Annotated in this window: 22 protein-coding genes; 10 read left to right on the top strand and 12 right to left on the bottom strand. The window is 36.6% G+C overall.

What is annotated here, in order from left to right; translation table 11 throughout:
• Positions 1–381: 381 nt before the first annotated feature.
• Positions 382–1,242, bottom strand: a complete 861-nt coding sequence (locus tag U859_RS0108375) for an RNA polymerase sigma factor RpoD/SigA (RefSeq protein WP_010601359.1) — start codon at positions 1,240–1,242, stop codon at positions 382–384.
• Between the two features lie 439 nt (positions 1,243–1,681).
• Between U859_RS0108375 and U859_RS0108370 the strand changes: the two genes are divergently transcribed.
• From U859_RS0108370 to U859_RS0108360, 3 genes are read left to right on the top strand one after another with little or no spacing between them, the layout of a single operon-like run.
• A complete protein-coding gene (locus U859_RS0108370) occupies positions 1,682–2,269 on the top strand; it encodes a hypothetical protein (protein WP_025142950.1) in 588 nt (195 codons plus the stop codon).
• A 2-nt stretch (positions 2,270–2,271) separates the two neighbouring features.
• Entirely contained in the window at positions 2,272–2,862 is a 591-nt protein-coding gene (locus tag U859_RS0108365) for a hypothetical protein (protein ID WP_025142949.1), read from the top strand.
• A gap of 39 nt (positions 2,863–2,901) precedes the next feature.
• On the top strand, positions 2,902–3,108 hold the full coding sequence (locus U859_RS0108360; protein WP_025142948.1) for a helix-turn-helix domain-containing protein: 207 nt from the start codon (positions 2,902–2,904) through the stop codon (positions 3,106–3,108).
• 338 nt (positions 3,109–3,446) lie between these two features.
• Here U859_RS0108360 and sucC read toward each other — a convergent pair whose 3' ends face one another.
• The 6 genes from sucC to U859_RS0108325 form a co-directional block, all read right to left on the bottom strand.
• Positions 3,447–4,646 carry an ADP-forming succinate--CoA ligase subunit beta gene (gene sucC / locus U859_RS0108355; protein ID WP_025142947.1) on the bottom strand — a complete coding sequence of 400 codons (1,200 nt, stop codon included), beginning with the start codon at positions 4,644–4,646 and terminating at the stop codon, positions 3,447–3,449.
• A gap of 372 nt (positions 4,647–5,018) precedes the next feature.
• On the bottom strand, positions 5,019–5,327 hold the full coding sequence (locus U859_RS0108350) for a hypothetical protein (protein WP_029985579.1): 309 nt from the start codon (positions 5,325–5,327) through the stop codon (positions 5,019–5,021).
• Between the two features lie 103 nt (positions 5,328–5,430).
• A complete protein-coding gene (locus U859_RS0108345; protein WP_025142945.1) occupies positions 5,431–6,201 on the bottom strand; it encodes a ferritin-like domain-containing protein in 771 nt (256 codons plus the stop codon).
• Between the two features lie 139 nt (positions 6,202–6,340).
• The gene (locus tag U859_RS0108340; RefSeq protein ID WP_025142944.1) at positions 6,341–7,900 is read right to left on the bottom strand and encodes a DUF4173 domain-containing protein; all 1,560 of its coding nucleotides are present in this window, start codon (positions 7,898–7,900) and stop codon (positions 6,341–6,343) included.
• A gap of 351 nt (positions 7,901–8,251) precedes the next feature.
• On the bottom strand, positions 8,252–8,548 hold the full coding sequence (locus tag U859_RS0108330; RefSeq protein WP_025142943.1) for a winged helix-turn-helix domain-containing protein: 297 nt from the start codon (positions 8,546–8,548) through the stop codon (positions 8,252–8,254).
• A gap of 2 nt (positions 8,549–8,550) precedes the next feature.
• A complete protein-coding gene (locus U859_RS0108325) occupies positions 8,551–9,186 on the bottom strand; it encodes a hypothetical protein (protein WP_025142942.1) in 636 nt (211 codons plus the stop codon).
• Between the two features lie 354 nt (positions 9,187–9,540).
• Here U859_RS0108325 and U859_RS0108320 point away from each other — a divergent pair, with 354 nt between their 5' ends.
• The 7 genes from U859_RS0108320 to U859_RS0108290 all read left to right on the top strand — a co-directional run bounded on the left by U859_RS0108320 (position 9,541) and on the right by U859_RS0108290 (position 16,028).
• The gene (locus U859_RS0108320) at positions 9,541–10,191 is read left to right on the top strand and encodes an ABC transporter ATP-binding protein (protein ID WP_025142941.1); all 651 of its coding nucleotides are present in this window, start codon (positions 9,541–9,543) and stop codon (positions 10,189–10,191) included.
• A 117-nt stretch (positions 10,192–10,308) separates the two neighbouring features.
• A complete protein-coding gene (locus tag U859_RS0108315; protein WP_025142940.1) occupies positions 10,309–10,788 on the top strand; it encodes a hypothetical protein in 480 nt (159 codons plus the stop codon).
• Position 10,789: 1 nt separating this feature from the next.
• Positions 10,790–11,398, top strand: a complete 609-nt coding sequence (locus U859_RS0108310) for an HAD family hydrolase (protein ID WP_025142939.1) — start codon at positions 10,790–10,792, stop codon at positions 11,396–11,398.
• Between the two features lie 2 nt (positions 11,399–11,400).
• The gene (locus tag U859_RS30980) at positions 11,401–12,891 is read left to right on the top strand and encodes a S41 family peptidase (RefSeq protein ID WP_025142938.1); all 1,491 of its coding nucleotides are present in this window, start codon (positions 11,401–11,403) and stop codon (positions 12,889–12,891) included.
• A gap of 149 nt (positions 12,892–13,040) precedes the next feature.
• Positions 13,041–13,307: a hypothetical protein gene (locus U859_RS0108300; RefSeq protein ID WP_025142937.1), complete on the top strand. Its 267-nt coding sequence runs from the start codon at positions 13,041–13,043 to the stop codon at positions 13,305–13,307.
• 50 nt (positions 13,308–13,357) lie between these two features.
• Positions 13,358–14,452 carry a DNA-processing protein DprA gene (gene dprA / locus U859_RS0108295; RefSeq protein ID WP_025142936.1) on the top strand — a complete coding sequence of 365 codons (1,095 nt, stop codon included), beginning with the start codon at positions 13,358–13,360 and terminating at the stop codon, positions 14,450–14,452.
• 214 nt (positions 14,453–14,666) lie between these two features.
• A complete protein-coding gene (locus U859_RS0108290; RefSeq protein WP_025142935.1) occupies positions 14,667–16,028 on the top strand; it encodes a pyridoxal-phosphate dependent enzyme in 1,362 nt (453 codons plus the stop codon).
• A gap of 315 nt (positions 16,029–16,343) precedes the next feature.
• Here the strand turns inward: U859_RS0108290 and murA are convergent, their stop codons facing one another.
• The 5 genes from murA to U859_RS0108265 all read right to left on the bottom strand — a co-directional run bounded on the left by murA (position 16,344) and on the right by U859_RS0108265 (position 21,129).
• A complete protein-coding gene (gene murA, locus U859_RS0108285) occupies positions 16,344–17,669 on the bottom strand; it encodes a UDP-N-acetylglucosamine 1-carboxyvinyltransferase (RefSeq protein WP_025142934.1) in 1,326 nt (441 codons plus the stop codon).
• Between the two features lie 157 nt (positions 17,670–17,826).
• Positions 17,827–18,516 carry a DUF4290 domain-containing protein gene (locus tag U859_RS0108280; RefSeq protein WP_025142933.1) on the bottom strand — a complete coding sequence of 230 codons (690 nt, stop codon included), beginning with the start codon at positions 18,514–18,516 and terminating at the stop codon, positions 17,827–17,829.
• Positions 18,517–18,970: 454 nt separating this feature from the next.
• Positions 18,971–19,468: a SixA phosphatase family protein gene (locus U859_RS0108275; RefSeq protein WP_025142932.1), complete on the bottom strand. Its 498-nt coding sequence runs from the start codon at positions 19,466–19,468 to the stop codon at positions 18,971–18,973.
• Positions 19,461–20,492 carry a glycosyltransferase family 9 protein gene (locus tag U859_RS0108270; RefSeq protein ID WP_025142931.1) on the bottom strand — a complete coding sequence of 344 codons (1,032 nt, stop codon included), beginning with the start codon at positions 20,490–20,492 and terminating at the stop codon, positions 19,461–19,463. Before U859_RS0108270 ends, U859_RS0108275 begins: the two co-directional genes overlap by 8 nt.
• A 34-nt stretch (positions 20,493–20,526) precedes the next feature.
• A complete protein-coding gene (locus U859_RS0108265) occupies positions 20,527–21,129 on the bottom strand; it encodes a DUF4254 domain-containing protein (RefSeq protein ID WP_025142930.1) in 603 nt (200 codons plus the stop codon).
• Positions 21,130–21,131 lie beyond the last annotated feature (2 nt).

Here is a 21,131-nt window from a genome sequence, read left to right as displayed (position 1 = left end):
CCTGATTTTTGAAATAATATGCGGTAGGCTGATAAAACAGGAAGTATATAGCTATAGAAAATAACCAGCCGATAAGTTTGATGAATAGAGCAAAGGTATAAATCCCCGGCTCCTTAAAGCCATTTATAATGAAAAATACCGATGTGAGTAAACTAACCAATACATTCCATAAAAAAATGGGTTTGTATATAGTTAAGGATTTTGTGAGTAAACCAATCGACATGATTTAAAGATATAAAATCATAACGATAAACTTAGTTGCTTGTAATAAAAAAAAGATCGCTAGCGTGTAATCGTCATTTCGACCGTAGCGGAGAAATCTAATAAACAAAAAAAGACCAGCCTTAGCCGATCTTTTAATATTTGTGTAAATCTAATCTCTTATCCTAAATAAGATTTTAAGATTTTACTTCTTGAAGTATGACGTAAGCGTTGTAACGCTTTATCTTTAATCTGACGAACACGTTCGCGTGTTAAGTTAAATTTCTCACCAATTTCCTCTAAAGAAAGTGGATGGTTAGAACCTAAGCCGAAGAATAAAACGATAATTTCTCTTTCTCTCTCTGTTAAGGTAGATAAAGAACGTTTAATTTCTTCAGATAACGATTCGTTGATCAATGAGCTATCTGTATTTGGTTCGTGGTTTTCCAATACATCCAATAATGTATTTTCTTCACCTTGAACGAAAGGAGCATCCATTGATACGTGACGACCTGAGTTACTCAACGTGTCTGAAATTTTGTCCACTGTAGTTTCCAAAATGTCAGCCAGTTCTTCCGGAGAAGGCTCACGTTCATATTCTTGCTCTAATTTAGAGAAAGCTTTACTGATTTTGCTTAATGACCCTACCTGGTTTAAAGGTAAACGAACAATACGGCTCTGCTCAGCAATTGCCTGCAAAATAGATTGACGGATCCACCAAACGGCATAAGAAATGAATTTGAAACCTTTGGTCTCATCAAAACGTTTCGCCGCTTTAATTAAACCCAGGTTACCTTCGTTAATTAAGTCTCCTAAAGTTAAACCTTGATTTTGATATTGTTTTGCAACAGATACAACGAAACGTAAGTTGGTTTTAGTCAATCGCTCTAATGCAGCCTGATCGCCCTCACGAATCTTTCTTGCTAAAATTACTTCCTCTTCTGCTGTTATTAAATCTACTTTACCGATTTCGTGTAGATATTTATCCAGGGATTGACTTTCACGGTTGGTAATAGATTGCGTTATCTTGAGTTGTCTCATTTATACGAATTGTGTGCTCTTTAATTATTGAGTGTGCAAAGTTACGAAATTGTATGGCATTCTGAAAGGATAAAATGCTGAAAATGTTGCCGTTTGCACAACTTTTTTACAGTTTTACTTACAACAAAAATCATTCCAAATAAAATACTGCCATAATTTATTCTATTTGTATAGTTATAGTTGATATTCGATTATTATTTATTGTAAATCAATAAATATATTTTGATTTGTAATAATTTATTATTTATGTTTGTGGTGTAAATAATTAAATAAATATGACGTTTCTTAAATTTCCATTTTTTAATCTAAAAAATACAACCTCTGGTTTTTAAGTGATTATAATGATAAGAATTTTTGTCAGATTTTAGGGTTCAATAAAAATTTAATCTGACCAGAATTGAAGGCGTTTGTTATAATCAAGCTAATTAAATTTAACCTTATGAACACATTTACCCTCACTTTGAGGAATTCTGCAATTATCCTGATTGCTTATTGCATCATTTCTGTAGTTGTACATTTAGTTTTTGCCTTTATCGATTATAATAATGGAGCACTAAGTTTTCTGGTAAAGAAAACCCCGGATGCTCAAATTGAGAATTTTAATGGCTTAAAATTCAAAAGCAAGCAAATTGGTGAAATAGAGATTAAACCCACCAAAATGCAGGCTGTAGTATTGGAGAATGCCATATATAAAGATGGTGGTGCTACCATGTTGTTTTACCTGATTTTGTGCATGGGGATGCTTAACATGATAAAAAAAAGAAATATTACTTTGGAGCATTTAACAGAGAAAAATATAGCAAAAGTTATTTGGGTAGTAGCCGGACTACTTTTTGGACTCAAGTTAATAAGTAGAATACTGCTCAATGAATATGTTGATACTTTAACCAAGGGGCAATTTAAGCATTATGATAATTTACAGGGTTTTTTCGGCTTTTCGGTACTAGGCATCATGATTTTTAATGCAGTATACAGCTTAATTGAATATTCGAAAAAACTAAAACAAGAAAACGATTTAACTATCTAAAAATGAGTAATACAGTAAAAATTTTGAAAGGATGCGCGTATAGCCTGATTTTTTACGCAATAGCTTCTGGTTTTTCGCATGTCGTGTATGCGGTGATGGATTATAATAAAGGTAATTTGAGTTTCAATGTTTCCAGAGAGTTGGCGCCTGTAACAAATAAAATAAATGGTTTCGATTTTACCAAGCGCGAAATAGGGGTAATCAGCATAAAACCGAGTTTAACACAGGCAATTGTTCTTGAAAATGGTGTTTTTGAGGATGGTGGTGCAAGCCTGGTTTTTTATTTAGTGCTCGGCACTGCGATTATGCTATTTGTAAAGTTTAAGCAGATCGATGTTTATGCGATAGATGAATGGAATGTTTATCAGTTATTGACTATAGTGCTGTTTTTGTTTGCTGCTGTTAGCATAGCCGGGAAGGAGCTGATGGACAATTATATTAAAACTTTAACAAATGGTGCTTTTAAATCTTACCGTGGTTTGTACGGTTTTTCAAGTCTTTATGTTTTAGGGCTAATTATGCTCGCCAATATAGCTTATCAATTTATTGTATACACGAGAAAACTCAAACAAGAAAATGATTTAACTATTTAGGATTTCATCTTCAAACATTCCTAAATTTACACCCCTGTAATGCCCATAATAATAAACTTAGATGTAATGCTTGCCAGGCGTAAAATGTCGCTAACCGAATTGAGTGAGCGGGTGGGGATTACGATGTCAAATTTATCGATATTAAAAACCGGTAAGGCGAAGGCGATCCGTTTTGAAACGCTGGAAGCTATCTGTGCTGTTTTGGATTGCCAGCCAGGCGATATTTTAGAATTTCGTGCTGAGTAACCTCTCAGGTTTCAAAAACCTGCGGGGTTTGATCGGGCTCAGAGGAACTACGAACCCATGTTAAATAAACCTGATAGAACGGAAAGCCCGGAGCGCAGCGAGGACTTGAAGAGATAGCAGGACTATCGGAACCGAAATGTGCAGAACCTTGCTTTCCAAAAAATATTGACCACCTAAGGCACCTAGTACATTTAAGTCGAATTGCTGGTTATGATAGTTAAAAAGAACACCCCGTCCTGCGGACACCCCTCTAAAAGAGGGGAATAAAAAACCTCCCAGTTTTTACTGAAAGGTTTTGAATATGATATACGCTTTTGCTCTAGTCTTTCAACTTTAGCTTATGCTTGTTCAGCCAATACTTTAGTTACTAAATCAGCTGCTTCTTTTAAAGCAATTGCAGAGTAAACCTGTAAGCCAGATTCATCAATTAATTTTTTAGCCTCTTCGGCATTTGTACCTTGTAAACGGCAGATAATTGGCACCGGAATGTTTCCGATTTCTTTATAAGCATCGATTACACCTTGAGCAACACGGTCGCAACGAACAATACCACCAAAAATATTAATTAAGATAGCTTTAACATTAGGATCTTTTAGAATAATGTTGAAAGCTGCTTTAACCGTTTGTGCATTTGCAGTTCCACCAACGTCTAAGAAGTTTGCAGGCTCACCACCAGCTAATTTAATGATATCCATGGTAGCCATTGCTAAACCAGCACCGTTAACCATACAACCTACGTTACCATCAAGGTTAACGAAGTTTAGGTTAGAAGCACTTGCTTCAACTTCCATTGGATCTTCTTCGGTAACATCACGCATTGCTGCATAATCAGGGTGACGGAATAAAGCATTTTCATCTAAATTAACTTTAGCATCAACCGCAATTACTTTATCATCAGAAGTTTTTAATACCGGATTGATTTCGAACATTGAAGAATCGGTAGCCTCGTAAGCTTTGTATAAAGCAGTTACAAATTTAACCATTTCTTTATGTGCTGCTCCGCTAACACCTAAGTTAAATGCTACTTTACGGGCCTGAAAGCCTTGTAAGCCAACTTTAGGGTCAATTTCTTCTTTGAAGATTAAATGTGGAGTATGCTCAGCAACTTCTTCAATGTCCATACCGCCTTCGGTACTGTACATGATGATGTTACGGCCTTTAGCACGATCTAACAAAACAGAAATGTAAAATTCTTTGGTTTCAGAAGCACCTGGATAATAAACATCCTGAGCCACTAAAATTTTGCTCACTAATTTACCTTCTGGGCCGGTTTGAGGAGTTACTAATTGCATACCAATAATATCGGTTGCACGTTGTTTAACTTCTTCAAGGTTTTTGGCTAATTTAACACCTCCACCTTTACCGCGACCACCAGCGTGGATTTGCGCTTTAATTACAACCCAATCAGAATTGTAATCAATTTTCAGTTGCTTAGCAGCCTCAACAGCTTGCTCAGGAGTATCGGCAACTATTCCTTCTTGAACGTTAACACCGAAACTTTTTAATATTTGTTTACCCTGGTATTCGTGAATATTCATTTGCTACAAAATTTGCCCAAAGCTACAATTTCAAACCCTTTAAACAAATAGCATTTGCCGATTTTTTCAGAAAATGAACGTTTTATGTTAATCGGGAAATTGGTGTCTGGAATATGCGCTAGTTTATGGTGTCCCACTAATTTCGCAGATATGAGCAGAGATTTTTTATTTGAAAGTGAGGGGCGGTTCTTCGTGGGGGGCTGAAGGCCCTGCTTTCCGCTATAAGTCCTCGCTTAATGGCTTACCGCTGCATCCGATAGCTATCGGATCAGGCTTAAAAACAATGTGGTTCCTGACAAATGCAAAAAAAAATATATTTCCTCTGCGCTAATCATCTTAAATTTGCGGGAACAAAGTGGTTAACAGTATTCTTTAACTTCCTGCAAACGGTGTACCGAAGATACCCACCGCCAGCTCAGCCCAAATTAAAAACAGCGCCAACAAAATAACAACCAGTATGATCGTTCTTAACGTGCCTGTTTTTAAATTTCTAATCACCAGTTCGATGGCCAAACCCGTGCTGAGCAATAGTGCGCCTGCAGTTGCAAAATCGATTAATGTCCATTTTACTTCCTGGGAAAATTGCATTGCAATTAATGGAATGGCCAATATTATGGCAGTTATTGTTAGGATAGCGATGATCCTAAATTTCCCTGAACTCAGTGTTTCTTGAATTTTCATGATTTTATGTAATTTACTGATTAAAAATTAAGTTTTAATTCTCCCGATACAATTTGCATCAGGAGAAAAAATCCAACCGAAGTTGAGGTTGTGGAGAGGTTAATTATACAAGGTTTTGATTTATTGCGATTTTTGGCTTAAAAACTTTTTCGTGTCCGTATAAAACAGCTTTACCCGCTACTTTTTTAAGTTTAAGCCTCATTTTACTGATGAAGCTGTAAAAGTTAAGCTTGCCTGTTTTAAATAATTTTTTGTGGGCAGACCAAACCACCAAACTCGTGCAGATGAAAAAGCAAGAATAGGCATGATAGGAAATCCACTTTGAAAAAGAATTTTTTTGGCTAAAAATAATGTACAGACGTTCTTTTTGAAAAGTAATGTGTGAAGCTTCATCAATTAAGATATCAGTACAGATCTGTTTTAACAAAGTGCAATTTGTCGCATCTTTTAATGCCTGATAAAATATTTGAGCTGTACTCTCAACCGTGATTACGGCAATTGTCCAAAGCTCCATATTTGTATTAAAGTATCTTATCTTCCGGAATAAGCTATCTCCCCAATCTTTTTTAATTCTCAGTTCTCCAATTAGATCGAGGTATTTTCCTAAGTTATTACCATGTTTTTGCTCTTCTTTAATAAAAAGTTTAACAGCATTCAGGTACTCTTCATCGTTGATGGCCTTTGCATATTTGTTCGAAGCATCAATTAAATGCTTTCCTTCTGATGTTTCGCCAAGCTGCCAGGCCTGTAGCGATTTTAGAATATTTTGTTTTTCTGAATCTGAAATTTTCGGTTTAATTGTCCAATCAATCCTATTAATTTTGCTGTTATTTGAGAAGTGATTGGTCCAGTATGCTGAGGTTTGTGTTTTCATGATATTAGTTAATTAACTTCTACTTCAGTCGATTTGTAGATTGAAAATTTTGTGAACAGTTCGGTTTAAAATGAACGAGGCTAATGCAATTAATGCCAAAGCCATGGCTATTATTTTATATCTTCTATCCATTTTGCTTTTATTTATTCAACCCAAAATATTCAGCCGTATTCCAGTCCTGCAAATTCCACGATAACCAGCTTGATTTTTCGTAACGCGCTTTGAAATAGCCGATCCGTTGATCTAATTTTCTCATTAATGCTTCTTCTGGCCGATCTACTTTAGCAACTTCTGAGTCGTTATTGGTAGAAGGATGAATCTTGGCTCTGTTTTTATCCAGGAAAGGGAGCGTTTTTTCTGATAGGGAAGTTAAATAATATGGATCGATTGAAACAGCGTCAACATGGTTTAGATTATATTTTACAATTAAAACATCCCAATTAATAAGGGTAAAAGTCAACAACAATGCAAACCAGATATTTCCGTTTACCTTGAAAAGATAGAATAAGGTTTTCTGTTTGGCTACTTTGAAATAAACTGTAGCGAGGCCTATGACACAAAGCGTGGCAAATACCAAAACGCCAATTCTTTTATGAGTTAGACCATGAAATTCGATATAATAACCATCACGGATGAATACCGAAATAATCAGGATAAAATTTTGAACCATCCAGGTATAGGCCAATAACCTTAACGTTTTGCTTTTGTGGTAAAAATTTAAATTCCCCCTAAAATAGTAAAGGATCACCGCCATGGCCATTACGATACTGAAGATTAATGAATTTGTGCCCTGGTGTAGTTCTCCCGAAAAATTACCAGTGGGTTCGTAACCAAACCAAAGTGTGGTAATATCGATGGCATTTAGCAGCAACAACAATAGGTTAAGCGCAGCAAATGAAATGATGCCCACAATATATTCTGTTTTTAGTGCCATTTTCCGCGTTAACAGGTTGCCTGTAAATGTTTGTACGATATTGTACCAAATTGTTTTCTGACCTAAGCTTCTTCTGATCCGTACCAATTGTTCTTTACACTTCTGCTCTGCTTTTTCCAGGCTCTTATTAAAAAAGGCCAGCAATAAACCGCTTGTTAAAACCAAGCCGAAAAAGAAATGCATAATGCGTTCGATACTTAAATCCTTGAAAAAGAAATGAAGTACATTTTCGAAGAAATTACCAATGTAGGTGAGCATTGACTCTGCATAATGCGCAAAAACATTACTGGCTGCGGCATATAAGCAGGCAAATATGGTTACAATGATTACCGGAATAAATAGGTATTTAATTAAGGTAAATAGAGGCTTCAGTTTAAAACTACCTACGCTAACCATACTTAATTGTTGTATGGCATTAAAAGGAACGGTAATGAGCTGTAATATTACAGCGGCAAGCGCGGTGAAAACTGTTCTGAGCTGTTGATTATGGGCAAAGCCGGTAAATATCAATAAGCTGATGTAATAAGTAGCCACTGATAAATCGGAATTATTAACAACCACCAGCACTGCTGCCAGTAAGTGCGCCAGCCCATAAATTTTGAGTTTGTTGCTTTTTACTACATCTGGATTGATAAAAGTAACGATCAACAGGTAAACGCTATAGATGAGTAAATTAAGAGCTAAGCGCTCTTTCCAAAAAAGAAAGGTAAATAGCAGACCGCCCAATAAGGCAGAAAGTAGCAAGAGGTTCGATTTATTTTTCATTTTAAAGTGTGATTGTGGTTATAATTAAAAAGTACATAATGGCAATAGGAATATTAACAAGTTGAAGTAATATGGTCGATATGGAGGATGTTCTGTTTGATGTGTAAAGGAAGCATGAAATAATCAGGGCAAGCATTACAAATAAATTGACTAAAACAGCAATAGAAATGTATATCATGCCAAAAGGAATCAGAAATTGGGTCCTGAAAAGACAAAAGCTAATAAATAGGGTAGTTCCTCCTATAAAAGATACCAGTGTGGTTTTCTTTCCAATTTTAATAAGTAAAAGTTCTAATGATTTCATTTTTAAAAGTGCTTTGTATTTCAAAGTGAATAGTCAAAAAAAATATTTTATAGCTTTTTTATCATTTTTTCAAGTGCATCCAGGTGCGCCTTAAAGGCTTGTTTACCCAAAGCGGTAATAGAGTAGGTCGTACTGGTTTTTCTGCCGATAAAACCTTTATGCACTTTTATAAATTCAGCCTGTTCCAAAGTATTCAGGTGCGAGGCCAGGTTGCCATCAGTTAATTCAAGCATTTGTTTCAAGTCGTTAAAACCAATTTCATTGTTCACTACGAGCATAGACATTACACCAAGCCTAATCCGGCTATCGAATATTTTATTTAAATCTGCTATCGGGTTTTTCATGCTTACTGACCTCTCTCATATTTAAAATACATTAAAAGACCATAAACTATATGCAGTACACCAAAACCGAAAGCCCAGAAAATTAAGCCATAGCCCATGTAAAACATACAGACTAAGCCAAGAATTACTTCACAAAAACCCAGATACCGGATATCACTATAAGTATATTTGCTTGCATTAATAAGTGCCAAACCATAAAAAATTAAGCAACTGGGTGCAATAATGCTATAAGTATTTGGATGGTTGATCAATAAAGCGATAATGAACAGACCGCCAGCGGCTAAGGGAACAAATAGATTAATTAAAAGTGATTTTGAAGTTTTATCCCAGATAGGAAGGTTGTTTTTCTGACTTTTTCTGTAAGTAAATAAAATTCCGCCTGCCAAAGCGATAATCAATACGAAAACGCCAAGCTTGATCAGGTTAAATTCAAGGTCCATTTCCCCATCAACGCCATAACCATATCCGCGCTTGTTTATAAACTTATTAATTTCATCATTGGCAAAATAGGCACCGATTAATGCAATCACCCCGGCAAAAACACCCGATAAGCCACTCAAAGAAATAAATCTCGATGACCTGTCCATCATTTGTCTGATATCTTTTAAGGCATTTAACTGTTCTTCCTGATTACTCATTTTAAAAGTACTTTGTTTTTCAAAGTTAAATAGAAAATTGATATCTGCAAATCTTTTTTATCTTTTATTGGTTAGTGGTAGGGTGGTTAGTAGTTGGTTGATGGGAGAGTGGTTCATGGTTAAATGGTTAATAGTTGATTGCCCGGGTGTTTAGGCATACGTTGATAAATAATAGGGTTAATAAACAATCATCAATAAACTATGCTAGTTGCCCATTGAACTATCGCTAGTTAAACTATTTGGCAATGAACTATTAAACCATCAACTATGAACCAATGACCAATGACTAATGAACCAATAAACCATCGGTTAATGAACTATTGAACTAACAAACCATTTTACTAAATTTGAACCATGCTAAAAGCCACTGGAATAAGAAAATCGTACGGAAATCTGCAAATTTTGAAAGGCGTAAATTTTGAAGTACAAAAAGGGGAGATTGTAAGTATTATTGGTCCATCTGGTGCCGGTAAAAGTACCTTGCTGCATATCTTGGGTACATTGGATAAACCAGATGATGGTACCGTAGAATTAAAAAGTAAGGTAATCAATAAATTGAGCGGCGACCTGTTAAGTGCTTTCAGAAACCAGAATATTGGTTTTGTATTTCAGTTTCATCATCTGCTGCCTGAGTTTAGTGCCATCGAAAATATCTGTATTCCGGCTTTTATCGCGAAAACGAATAAAAAACAAGCTGAAACAAGGGCTTTAGAACTTTTGGATCTGTTTGGTTTGAAAGATAGGGCCCAACATAAACCTAATCAGTTATCAGGTGGAGAACAGCAGCGTGTGGCCATTGCTAGAGCTTTGATCAATAATCCATCTATTATACTGGCCGATGAACCTTCAGGGAATTTAGACTCAGAAAATGCAGCCGGATTACATCAGTTGTTTGTTACCTTACGTGATAATTTCAATCAGACTTTTGTGATCGTTACTCATAATGAACACCTGGCAAAAACAAGCGACAGGGTAGTGAGCATGAAGGACGGATTAATTGTCTAGGATTAAAGGATTGCATGATTTTAGGAAGAACATACAAGCATTCAATCATACTCTCATTCAAAACACGCTCATTAAAAAACCTCTCATTCACTAATTTATTCATTCAATAATTAAATCTTGAAAATACTCATTACCGGCGGAAACAATGCTAAAGCTTTAAAGCTAATGAAAGCATTCCCAAGCCATTTTGTTCTACTGGCCGATTACGGCGACGTACCGGGCATCATTACAGAAAAATATGCCTTTTCATCTTTGGGTGTACTAAATAAAGATAGTATAGCTCATATTTTACTCAATTTCTGTATTACAGAGGCGATAGATTGCATAATTCCTTTGCATGATTATGAACTTGAGCCTTTAGCAAAATCAGCAGTACTTTTTGGAGAATATGGTATTCAGGTATTGCTTCCGGATGCTGACAACGTTACTGATTATATGGATAAAGAGGGTATTGTTTTTCTGCATTTTGCTGTGTTTATCCATGGCGATTGTATTTTCTCCAGTGAAGAAAATTCAGCTCTTAAAAAACTTTCATCCACATTCAATGGTGTATTTGGCTATAACAATGCTGATGACTTAAAACTTTTTACAATTTAATATGGATGCCTATCAATACGTTGAAGACAAGCAGGTTGTTATTTTTGAGTTAGATGACGTGCTTTTTCCGGAGAAAGATTATTTATTGCAGGTTTATTACCTTTTTGCACAGTTTATAGAGTATACCGAACAAAAAAATGCTCAGCCGATCATCAGTTTTATGCAGGCTGAATATGAAAATAACGGAACAGATGGGCTTTTCGAAAAAACGGCTAAACAATTCGGTATTGACAAAAAGTACCAATACAATTTTGATCTCCTGCATTTAAATGCCCATTTGCCGCTTAAATTGCTACTCTTTAAAAACTTGCTTGGGTTTATGCAGGAGCTGGTTGTAAACCGGAAAAAGATTTTTATTGTAACGGCCGGTAATCCGGAGCAACAACTTAATAAAATTAAGCAAACAGAGTGGAATGGATTAGAGCAATACCTTACGGTGTACTTTAGCGAAGAACTTGGACAGTCTAAAGCAGAAATTTTTCAGAACATACTAAACAACAACAATTTATCGGCTAATCAGGCGTTAGTTGTTGGTGCAAATAATTTTGATGAGCAACAATCTAAATTAATTAATTTGCCGTATATTGTGTCACTAGAAATTTACAAATAAATATGCTTAAAAGATTGACTTCGCAAAACGCATTTTTATATGCTTTGCTTGTTGTGGTTGGATTTACCGTATCGTGTAAAAAATCAGCGAACGATACTGATGCTAATGCTGTTCCTCAAGGTGCTTCGGGAACCAGGGAAGAATTGACGAAAGATTCGATTTACCTGTATGCACAGCAAACTTACTTTTGGAATGTGGGGATGCCAGGTTATACTTCTTTTAATCCGAGGCAATATACTTCGAATAATGCTGTTTTAAATGCCATTAAAGCTTTGCCCAGCACAGGCGGAAAAGATAAATATTCTTTTATCGATGATGGAAGTGTTGCCAGTCAGCTTGGTGGGGTAGGTGGCGATTATGGCTTCTCTGCCAATTTTGATGCTTCAGATCTGTTAAGAGTGAAATATGTTTATCCAGGTTCTCCGGCTGATGTGCAGGGATTAAAACGTGGCTACCAGATTACCAAGGTTAATGGTGGTGGAACTTCCAGAGCGAGCAGTAGCGATATTGCCAATTTAAACACTTCAATATTTGGAGATAATCCTTCTATTTCATTAACAGTTATAAAACCGGGTGGGGGCACGCAGGACATTGTAATTAACAGGGCTACTTACACTATTAATCCTGTTTTATATACCCATACTTATACAATTGGTGCGAAAAAGGTAGGTTATATTGTATTTAACAGCTTTACCACAAATGCAGTTCCTGCTTTGGATGCTGCTTTTGCAAAATTTACGGCAGATGGTGTAACCGAACTTGTTGTAGATTTAAGGTATAACGGCGGTGGTTCGGTAGCTACTTCCGAAACGTTTACAAATTTAATTGCACCTCCTTCGCAAAACGGAAAAGTGATGTACACCACCTACTGGACCAAAACCATGCAGGATGGGGCCGCAACCATTTTACAAAACCAAAAGTTTTATGCCAAAGGTAACGATGGTGTAACCAGGCTTTATTCTTATGCAGATGTATCGTATAAACCAACATTAGCAGCGGGTAATCAGGAAAGTTTTGCGAAACGAGGTACTTTAAATGGTTTAACCAGGGTTTACTTTTTAGTTACAGGTGGTACGGCTTCAGCAAGCGAATTATTGATCAATAATTTAAAACCAGTTATGGACGTTAAATTGATTGGTAAAACCACTTATGGTAAACCTGTTGGTTTTTTCTCTATCAGGATTGATAAAAATGACCTGTATATTCCGCAATTCCAGACTAAGAATCAATTAGATCAAGGCGACTATTTTGCGGGTATGACGGTTAATAAGGATGTTGCAGATGATTTAAGCAGGGATTTTGGAGATCCTGAAGAGCGAATGCTGGCACAGGCTTTATACTATTCTGCAAACAACAACTTTACGGCACTTGCAAAAGATAATAACTTAAGCAGTACTTCAGGAGCTACCAGGGTTCAGATAGATGCCGCAAACGAAAAGCTTGACCATGAGTTTAAAGGAATGGTTGAAACCAGGGCATTGAAATTTAAGTAGTTAATACATTTTATAACATAAAAGGCCGGTTTTGTAGTTCAAAACTGGCCTTTTTTAATGTATTAATTTACAATAAATGAATAAATAAGAGTTGCATTTTTTCTAAAAAATTGATAAGCTTGTTTAACATTAATCGTTAAAGAGACACCATGCCAATAGAAATTGTAGAAAAGGAACATATCAGTTATTTAAACATCATCAATGCAAAAGAAGACCACACCATTGAACTAAAATCAAAACTTGATGAAGCGCAGCGGCTTGGTAACGAATTTAAATCGAAAGCTGTTATTACATTTAATACCACCATTGGCCCAAAACGTGTTGATACTACGGTTTGGTCTGTTACTGAAAAATATATACAGTTAAAAAACAACATTCATATTCCACTGAAAAGTTTAATTGACATCGATTTTTAGGCTTGCTTTAAGGAAATAAATCATCCCGCATTTATTTAACCTTACAAAATATGAGCACGCTGCACAAAATTGCCTTAACTTTTATTAAATCAATTGGCCCTGTAACGGCCAAAAATCTTCTTGCTTATTGTGGAAGTGCCGAAAATATATTTTCAGCATCAAAAAAGCAGCTTCTGCAGATTCCAGGTGTAGGCGAAAAGACTATAGAGGCCATCCGTGGTACAGATGCTTTAACAAGGGCGCAGCAGGAGTTGGATTTTGTTGAAAAACATGGTATAGAAGTATTATTCTTTTCGGATGAAAAATATCCCAAAAGATTAAAAAACTGTTTCGATTCGCCAATTCTGCTTTATGCCAAAGGCACAGCAGATTTAAATCACAAGCGCATTATCAGTATTGTGGGTACCAGAAATGCAACCACATACGGAAAAAATCTTTGTAAAGAACTTTGCGAAATTTTGGCACCTTATGATGTGCTCATTGTAAGTGGACTTGCTTACGGAATCGATGTAACCACTCATAAAGAATGTTTGGCCAATAATATTCCCACAGTTGGTGTCCTCGGGCATGGCTTAGACCGCTTATATCCAAAAATCCATATAGCAACTTCACAGAAAATGGTTTTAAATGGTGGTTTGTTAACCGAATTCCCGATTTTGACCAATCCAGACCGACCTAATTTTCCACAACGTAACCGGATCATTGCGGGCATTGCCGATGCCACTATTGTGGTTGAAGCCTCTATAAAAGGAGGTGCCTTAATTACAGCAGAAATTGCAAATTCTTATAATAAAGACGTATATGCTTTTCCAGGCAGAACAAATGATGTTTTTTCTGAAGGCTGTAATTTTCTGATCAAGACCAATAGGGCAGGTTTAATCAATAATGCCCATGATCTGATTTATTATTTGGGATGGGATGATGAAGTAAAGGATAAGAAAAAAGATTCGCAGATTACCTTGCAATTAAGCCTTACACCTAACGAAGAAAAAGTGGTGAAGGCCTTGCAAAATGGTCAGCTGTCTATTGATGAACTCTGCATCCAATTGAATATTCAGCAGAGTAAATTATCTATTGTGTTCCTTACTTTAGAAATGCAGGGAATCATTGTTTCGCTGCCAGGGAAGATTTATAAATTGGCATAATGGTGACCAGACATTAGATTTCTCTATTCCGTTACACTCCAGTCGAAATAACGAACCTACTTTCGAAATTGCATTTTGCCCAATAATCAATCTATAATGCCCATCATAATTATAGATTATGCAATTAAATTCTATTAAATTTTAATTTTCGAAATTTTGTTTCAAATAAAATATAGTTTATAAAATACTTAATGCCTTTGCTTAATTTTGCAAGATGTGGTACAATAATATTTTAGAAACCATTGGCAATACGCCATTGGTAAAATTGAATACGATTACAAAAGGTGTTCCGGGGACAATCCTGGCGAAAATAGAGACTACTAATCCAGGCAACTCGATTAAAGACCGTATGGCGGTTAAAATGATCGAAGATGCGGAGAAAAGCGGTAAGTTAAAACCAGGCGGAACCATTATTGAAGGAACATCAGGAAATACAGGAATGGGTTTGGCTATGGCAGCCATTATTAAAGGCTATAAATGTATTTTTACCACAACTGATAAACAATCAAAAGAAAAAGTTGATGCTTTGCGTGCTTTTGGTGCTGAAGTAATTGTTTGTCCTACAAACGTAGAGCCTGAAGATCCACGTTCGTATTATTCTGTATCATCACGTTTAGAGCGCGAAGTGCCAAATTCATGGAAACCTAACCAATACGATAATCTGGCTAACTCACAGGCACATTACGAGCAAACTGGTCCTGAAATTTGGGAACAGACTGAGGGTAAAATCACACACTTAGTGGTTGGAGTAGGCACCGGTGGTACCATTTCCGGAACTGGAAAATACTTAAAAGAGAAAAACCCAAATATTAAAATCTGGGGAATTGATACTTATGGTTCGGTTTTCAAGAAATATAAAGAAACAGGCATCTTTGACAAGGATGAAATTTATCCATACATCACAGAAGGTATTGGTGAGGATTTCTTGCCAGCAAATGTAAACTTTGATGTAATCGATCTATTTGAGAAGGTTACTGATAAAGATGCTGCATTAATGACGCGTGATATTGCCCGTAAAGAAGGTATTTTTGTAGGTAACTCAGCAGGTGCAGCAATTGGTGGTTTAATCCAGCTAAAAGATAAATTAAAGCCAGAAGATGTAGTTGTGGTAATTTTTCATGATCACGGAAGCCGTTACATGGGTAAAATGTATAACGAAGACTGGTTACGTGAACGCGGATTTTTGCAGGATGAGAAATTAACGGCTAAATCAATCCTCGCCAAGAAAGAAAGTACTGAAATTGTAACCTTAGATGCACAAAAATCGGTTCTTGAAGCCATTAATACCATTAAATCGATGAATATCTCTCAAATTCCGGTTACTCAACAGGGTATGATTGTGGGTAAAATCGCTGAAAGTGATATTTTAAGCGCTTTATTGGAAAATCCGGGTTTAAAATCTGCGCCAATTTCTGAAATCGTGACGGCTACTTTCCCTTTTGTTGACCTGAATACGTCGATAGATAAAATTTCATCATTGATTAATAAAGAAAATTCTGCTGTATTGGTAGAAGATGAAACCGGTAAGATTGAAATCATTACGCAGTACGATATTATTAACGCGATATCAGGATAGGGAGGATTTAAGATGGAAAATGTGGGATGTTAATAACCAATGATCAATTACCAACAGCTACCGTTTTAAAAAGACCAATTTGTCATCCTGAGCGTAGTCGAAGGATCTTTGGCAATGCTGTCACTTCATGTTGGTGAAGATTTGTAATCTCGACCTCCGGGTAATGGATTTTCAATTCATTTTAAAGATTAAAAATCCTTTGTTCAAAAGATGGGATTACAAATCCTCACTAACGAATGAAAAACCATAAAAAACGCCTGAGTAATTTTTACTCAGGCGTTTTTTGCTTTATGCTTTGGTCTTTATGCTTCAACCTTAATGACTAGGCGCATCAGCGTTTACACGCTTAATCTGCGCACCTAAGGCACGTAAACGGGTATCGATATCCTGATAACCACGCTCAATCTGTTCGATGTTATAAATGGTCGATTTACCTTCAGCAGATAAAGCTGCAATCAATAACGAAACGCCAGCCCTGATATCAGGAGAAGTCATGCTGATGCCGCGTAATTTGTATTTTTTATCGATACCGTTAACTGTTGCACGGTGTGGATCACAAAGAATAATCTGAGCGCCCATGTCGATTAGTTTATCTACGAAGAATAAACGGCTTTCAAACATTTTTTGGTGAATAAGGACATTTCCTTTTGCCTGTGTAGCCACAACTAAAACGATACTCAATAAATCGGGTGTAAAACCTGGCCATGGAGAATCGGCAATGGTTAAAATCGAGCCATCAATAAAAGTATCAATTTCATAATGTTTTTGAGAAGGAACATAAATATCGTCGCCACGGCGCTCTAATTTAATACCCAATTTTCTGAAAACTTCTGGAATTACGCCAAGCTCATCATAACAAACATTTTTGATGGTGATTTCTGATTCCGTCATTGCAGCCATACCAATGAAAGAACCGATCTCGATCATATCTGGCAACATTCTGTGTTCAGTTCCACCTAAAACACTAACACCTTCGATGGTTAATAAGTTAGAACCAATACCCGATATTTTTGCCCCCATGCGATTAAGCATTTTACAGAGCTGCTGTAAATAAGGTTCGCAGGCTGCATTATAAATGGTGGTGGTACCTTTTGCCAAAACAGCTGCCATTACAATATTTGCAGTTCCGGTTACCGATGCTTCATCTAACAAAATGTAAGCACCCTGTAAATTGGTCGCATCAACGTTAAAGAATGCTTTTTTACTGTCATATACGAATTTGGCGCCTAATTTTTCGAAACCGATAAAGTGCGTATCCAATCTTCTGCGGCCAATTTTATCACCTCCTGGTTTAGGAATTGCCGCTTTACCAAAACGGGCCAACAATGGTCCTACAATCATGATCGAACCACGTAAACCACCACCTTTAGCTTTAAACGTATCAGATTCGAAGAAGTTTAAATCGATGTTTTTTGCTTCAAAGGTATAGGTGTCTTTATTGATACGTTCAACAGTAACGCCCAAATCGCCCAATAGCTCGATTAGTTTATTTACATCTTTAATATCAGGGATATTGCTGATGGTTACTTTTTCTTTAGTAAGCAATACCGCAGATAAAATCTGTAAAGCTTCGTTTTTGGCACCTTGGGGAGTGATTTCGCCTTTTAATTTAATTCCGCCTGTTATTTCAAATGCGTTCATGTTTTTTGTATTTAGTATTGGGGATTAAGTATCAAGTATTGAGAATTAAGTATCAAGTATCAAGTATTGAGAATCGAGTATCAAGTATTAAGAATCAAGAAATTAGATTACGAGTTGATAGCTTTTTATCTTTTACTTTTTAATTTACCCTTCACCATTAATATTTCGGTTTATTGTTATTGCGCTGACGATTATTGTTGTTGTTATTGTTCTGACGGTTTTTACCGTTGTTGTTATTATTGTTGCTTCTGCCGCGGTTATTGTTGTTATTATTATTTTGCCGCGGATTTTGAGCCCTAAATTCAACTTTAGCAAGGTTAACACCTTCATCAAGCGATAATAATCCGCCAGAAAGGTATTTTAAGTCCTTTATAATAGTGTCATCACTTACATTGTCCTTATTCCAGGTAACATAAGCCATTTTCATAAAGTTTGCGATGCTCTGCACCATTGCCTTTTTAATTTCGGCATCTTCCTCACGCATGGCTTTTTCGATCAGGTTTTCAACCGTTTTACCATAATGTTTGTAGGTAATGCGTTGCTGAGGATAAGCTAATGGTTCTGGTTTGATGTAGGCATTCTCAATCAAAGGCTTTGGATATGGACTGTCTACATCGATCTGATAGCCAGAAATAATGTGCAGGTGATCCCAAAGTTTATGCTTAAAATCGGCAACATCACGCAAATGCGGTTGCAAAAATCCCATCAGGTCGATTACCGCCTGGGCATATTTATTACGTTCTTCTATGGTTGGCAATTCGCAGATATACTTCACCATGTTTTGTACGTTGCGGCCATATTCCGATAAAATTAAATGGCTACGCGTAGTATTATAATCAAAATTCATGTACAGATAAATTAATGGATAAATTTTCTGGCGATACGAATTATGAAATAACCAGAGGAGATTAGGTTATGAATTCACCGAAATGTCTATTGCCAGATTTTCGTTTTTTATAGTCAAAGATAGTAAAAATATTTTATTTGAGGTATCCATACCTAATTTGAGATATTTTTAAAACGATGTAATATTTTTTGGAAATGTTTGTCCGCAGTTCTTGGCTTCTTCAGTCCCGCTTTTGTTTCTGCCGATGCCGATTTAGTGCTGATTTATCGGTACAGGAATCGGCATCCACGCCAATCGGGTTTATTTAACAACGGTTTGTGCTTCTAGGGGGCATATTTCCAGCGTCGAATATTGATAAGTCCGCGATCAATTGGCTGCAGCCAACCTGAATAAACTCAGTAGGAAATAGAAATAATCTTCCGTGCTAATCTGTGAATCCGTGGCTAACTTTTACCTAAATCTCATCGCTATTTTTCGGATAATCAAAAAATACCAGTTCTCCTGTTCCTTTGCTCACCATCTGCCACGAATCAAAAGGGAAAGAGATTAATACCATGCCCGCGGTTGGAATATTGTAGATGTCGGCACCGCATAACTCATTGGCGAAATCGGTAAAACCTGGATTGTGGCCAAACATCACCACCTTATTGGCTGAGTCATTTAAGCCATTAACCACTTTGAGCAAGGTTTTGGTATTGGCCTCGTATATGGATTCCTCGAAATGGATCTGATCGATATTGTAAGCCTCGGCGAAATATTTTGCAGTAGATTTTGCTCTTTTTGCCGGACTGCTCACGATCTGATCGATTTTAAAACCGCGGTTAATCAATCTTTCAGCCATTTCAGGCGCATTTTCTTTACCGCGTTTATTTAACGGCCGGTCGAAATCTTTTAAATCAAGGTTTCCCCAATCTGATTTTCCATGACGAACTAAAAGTAATTGTTTAGCCATTTAGTTTCTCTTTGATTTTATTTACAATTGTTTCAGGCTTGATTAAGTCTATACAACTTTCAACACCACAAAGGCAAGGTTTGTTTCCGTAAATAGAATTAGGCCTAGAAGGGTGATCAATCTGGATACAATCGCTTTCAGATTGCCCGTAGCCTAAAAAACCGGCATAAGGATGCGTTGGTCCCCAAACTGAAACCACAGGTACACCAACAAGCGATGCCATATGCATGCCTGAAGAATCCATACTTAACATCAAGTCCAGATTCGAGATGATGGCTAGCTCCTCCGTAAGGTTAAAATTGCCGATTAAATTATGGGTATTTGTATATTTTTTACCCCATTCTTCGGCAATTTCCTGTTCTGTTTTTCCTCCTCCAAAAATGAAAATTTCGTAACCTAGTTTACTTAAGAAAGCAACCACTTCTTCCATTTTTGTTAAGTTATAAACTTTGTAAATGTGCTGTGCAAAAGGAGAGATGCCTATTTTATTTGTGGTTTTATTAATAAATAAATTCTGTGCTTGCTCAGGGATAGCTTGTGGCGATTTATTTATTTGATGGCTGAGTTTGACATCAAAACCTAATCCGCGGAAAACATCGGCATAACGTTCTACCGTTTGTTTTAAAGGTTTAAAAATTTTGTTAACGGCACGCGTTAAGGCTTTTTTTTCTGCTCTTCCTTTATCAATCCGTCTGATTTTTATGCCTGTTAAACGAAAGAAGGTAGAAATGGCCCTGCTTCTTAAATTATCGTGTAAATCTGCTATCGCATCTGGTTGATAGCTTCGAAGTTCCTGATAGAGTTTATACAGCCCATTTATTCCTTTATGGGTTGTTTTAGGCTGGATAGGGTGAAATAATAGGTTGGGGATATGATCGAAAAATGGTTTAAATGCAGGCCGGCTTACCATAATGAGCTCCATCATTGGGTTTTGCTCCGAAAATTCTTGTAAAACGGAAGCCACCATGGCCACATCGCCCATAGCTGAAAAACGTAAAACAATGATTTTTTGGGTTGAAGACATGACTTTTCGCTTTCTGCTTTGGTCTTTCTGCTTTCTATGCTTTATTATACAACACCGGATTTAAACTCGGATCGTTATACATTTTCATCTGTTTATATACTTTCATGTATTTTTTGCCAGCTTCTATATCAGCCAATAATTCATCAATACTGGTTGATAGATCATCGCGTTGCGATAGCAATACATTTAATTTGGTTTGGCATTGTTCGCGGTGTTCAGGTGTGGCGGTTTCTCGTTCTGCCTCTTCGCGCATGTGGTAAATTTTCAATGCCAGTATAGAAAGCCTGTCTATTGCCCAAGCAGGACTTTCGGTGTTGATTTTAGCATCTGGTAAAGCTGAAATTCCCTGATAAAGGTTTAAGAAATAACCATCAATAAACTCCACCATATCGGTACGTACCTGGTTTTGTGCATCGATACGTCTTTTCCAGCTCAAACCTTCAACAGGATCAATCTGTGGATTACGCACAACATCTTCCATGTGCCATTGGGCAGTATCGATCCAGTTTTTAACATAAAAAAGATGCTCTAAACTTTCGGCATCATATGGGTTCTCAACCGGATGGTCAATATCATCAAACTTGTGGTAATCTGTAATTACCTGATTAAATATACGGTTGGCAATTTCACTTATCATGG

The sequence above is a fragment of the Pedobacter jeongneungensis genome, from assembly GCF_000633455.1.
GTDB lineage: Bacteria > Bacteroidota > Bacteroidia > Sphingobacteriales > Sphingobacteriaceae > Pedobacter > Pedobacter jeongneungensis_A.
Note: the sequence above shows the minus strand (reverse complement) of the source record. Positions and strands in the feature narration are given on the sequence as shown.

Coding starts and splice junctions, on each gene's coding strand:
- U859_RS0108375 (WP_010601359.1), bottom strand. CDS start 1,242: ATGAGACAACTCAAGATAACGCAATCTATTACCAACCGTGAAAGTCAA.
- U859_RS0108370 (WP_025142950.1), top strand. CDS start 1,682: ATGAACACATTTACCCTCACTTTGAGGAATTCTGCAATTATCCTGATT.
- U859_RS0108365 (WP_025142949.1), top strand. CDS start 2,272: ATGAGTAATACAGTAAAAATTTTGAAAGGATGCGCGTATAGCCTGATT.
- U859_RS0108360 (WP_025142948.1), top strand. CDS start 2,902: ATGCCCATAATAATAAACTTAGATGTAATGCTTGCCAGGCGTAAAATG.
- sucC (WP_025142947.1), bottom strand. CDS start 4,646: ATGAATATTCACGAATACCAGGGTAAACAAATATTAAAAAGTTTCGGT.
- U859_RS0108350 (WP_029985579.1), bottom strand. CDS start 5,327: ATGAAAATTCAAGAAACACTGAGTTCAGGGAAATTTAGGATCATCGCT.
- U859_RS0108345 (WP_025142945.1), bottom strand. CDS start 6,201: ATGAAAACACAAACCTCAGCATACTGGACCAATCACTTCTCAAATAAC.
- U859_RS0108340 (WP_025142944.1), bottom strand. CDS start 7,900: ATGAAAAATAAATCGAACCTCTTGCTACTTTCTGCCTTATTGGGCGGT.
- U859_RS0108330 (WP_025142943.1), bottom strand. CDS start 8,548: ATGAAAAACCCGATAGCAGATTTAAATAAAATATTCGATAGCCGGATT.
- U859_RS0108325 (WP_025142942.1), bottom strand. CDS start 9,186: ATGAGTAATCAGGAAGAACAGTTAAATGCCTTAAAAGATATCAGACAA.
- U859_RS0108320 (WP_025142941.1), top strand. CDS start 9,541: ATGCTAAAAGCCACTGGAATAAGAAAATCGTACGGAAATCTGCAAATT.
- U859_RS0108310 (WP_025142939.1), top strand. CDS start 10,790: ATGGATGCCTATCAATACGTTGAAGACAAGCAGGTTGTTATTTTTGAG.
- U859_RS30980 (WP_025142938.1), top strand. CDS start 11,401: ATGCTTAAAAGATTGACTTCGCAAAACGCATTTTTATATGCTTTGCTT.
- U859_RS0108300 (WP_025142937.1), top strand. CDS start 13,041: ATGCCAATAGAAATTGTAGAAAAGGAACATATCAGTTATTTAAACATC.
- dprA (WP_025142936.1), top strand. CDS start 13,358: ATGAGCACGCTGCACAAAATTGCCTTAACTTTTATTAAATCAATTGGC.
- U859_RS0108290 (WP_025142935.1), top strand. CDS start 14,667: ATGTGGTACAATAATATTTTAGAAACCATTGGCAATACGCCATTGGTA.
- murA (WP_025142934.1), bottom strand. CDS start 17,669: ATGAACGCATTTGAAATAACAGGCGGAATTAAATTAAAAGGCGAAATC.
- U859_RS0108280 (WP_025142933.1), bottom strand. CDS start 18,516: ATGAATTTTGATTATAATACTACGCGTAGCCATTTAATTTTATCGGAA.
- U859_RS0108275 (WP_025142932.1), bottom strand. CDS start 19,468: ATGGCTAAACAATTACTTTTAGTTCGTCATGGAAAATCAGATTGGGGA.
- U859_RS0108270 (WP_025142931.1), bottom strand. CDS start 20,492: ATGTCTTCAACCCAAAAAATCATTGTTTTACGTTTTTCAGCTATGGGC.
- U859_RS0108265 (WP_025142930.1), bottom strand. CDS start 21,129: ATGATAAGTGAAATTGCCAACCGTATATTTAATCAGGTAATTACAGAT.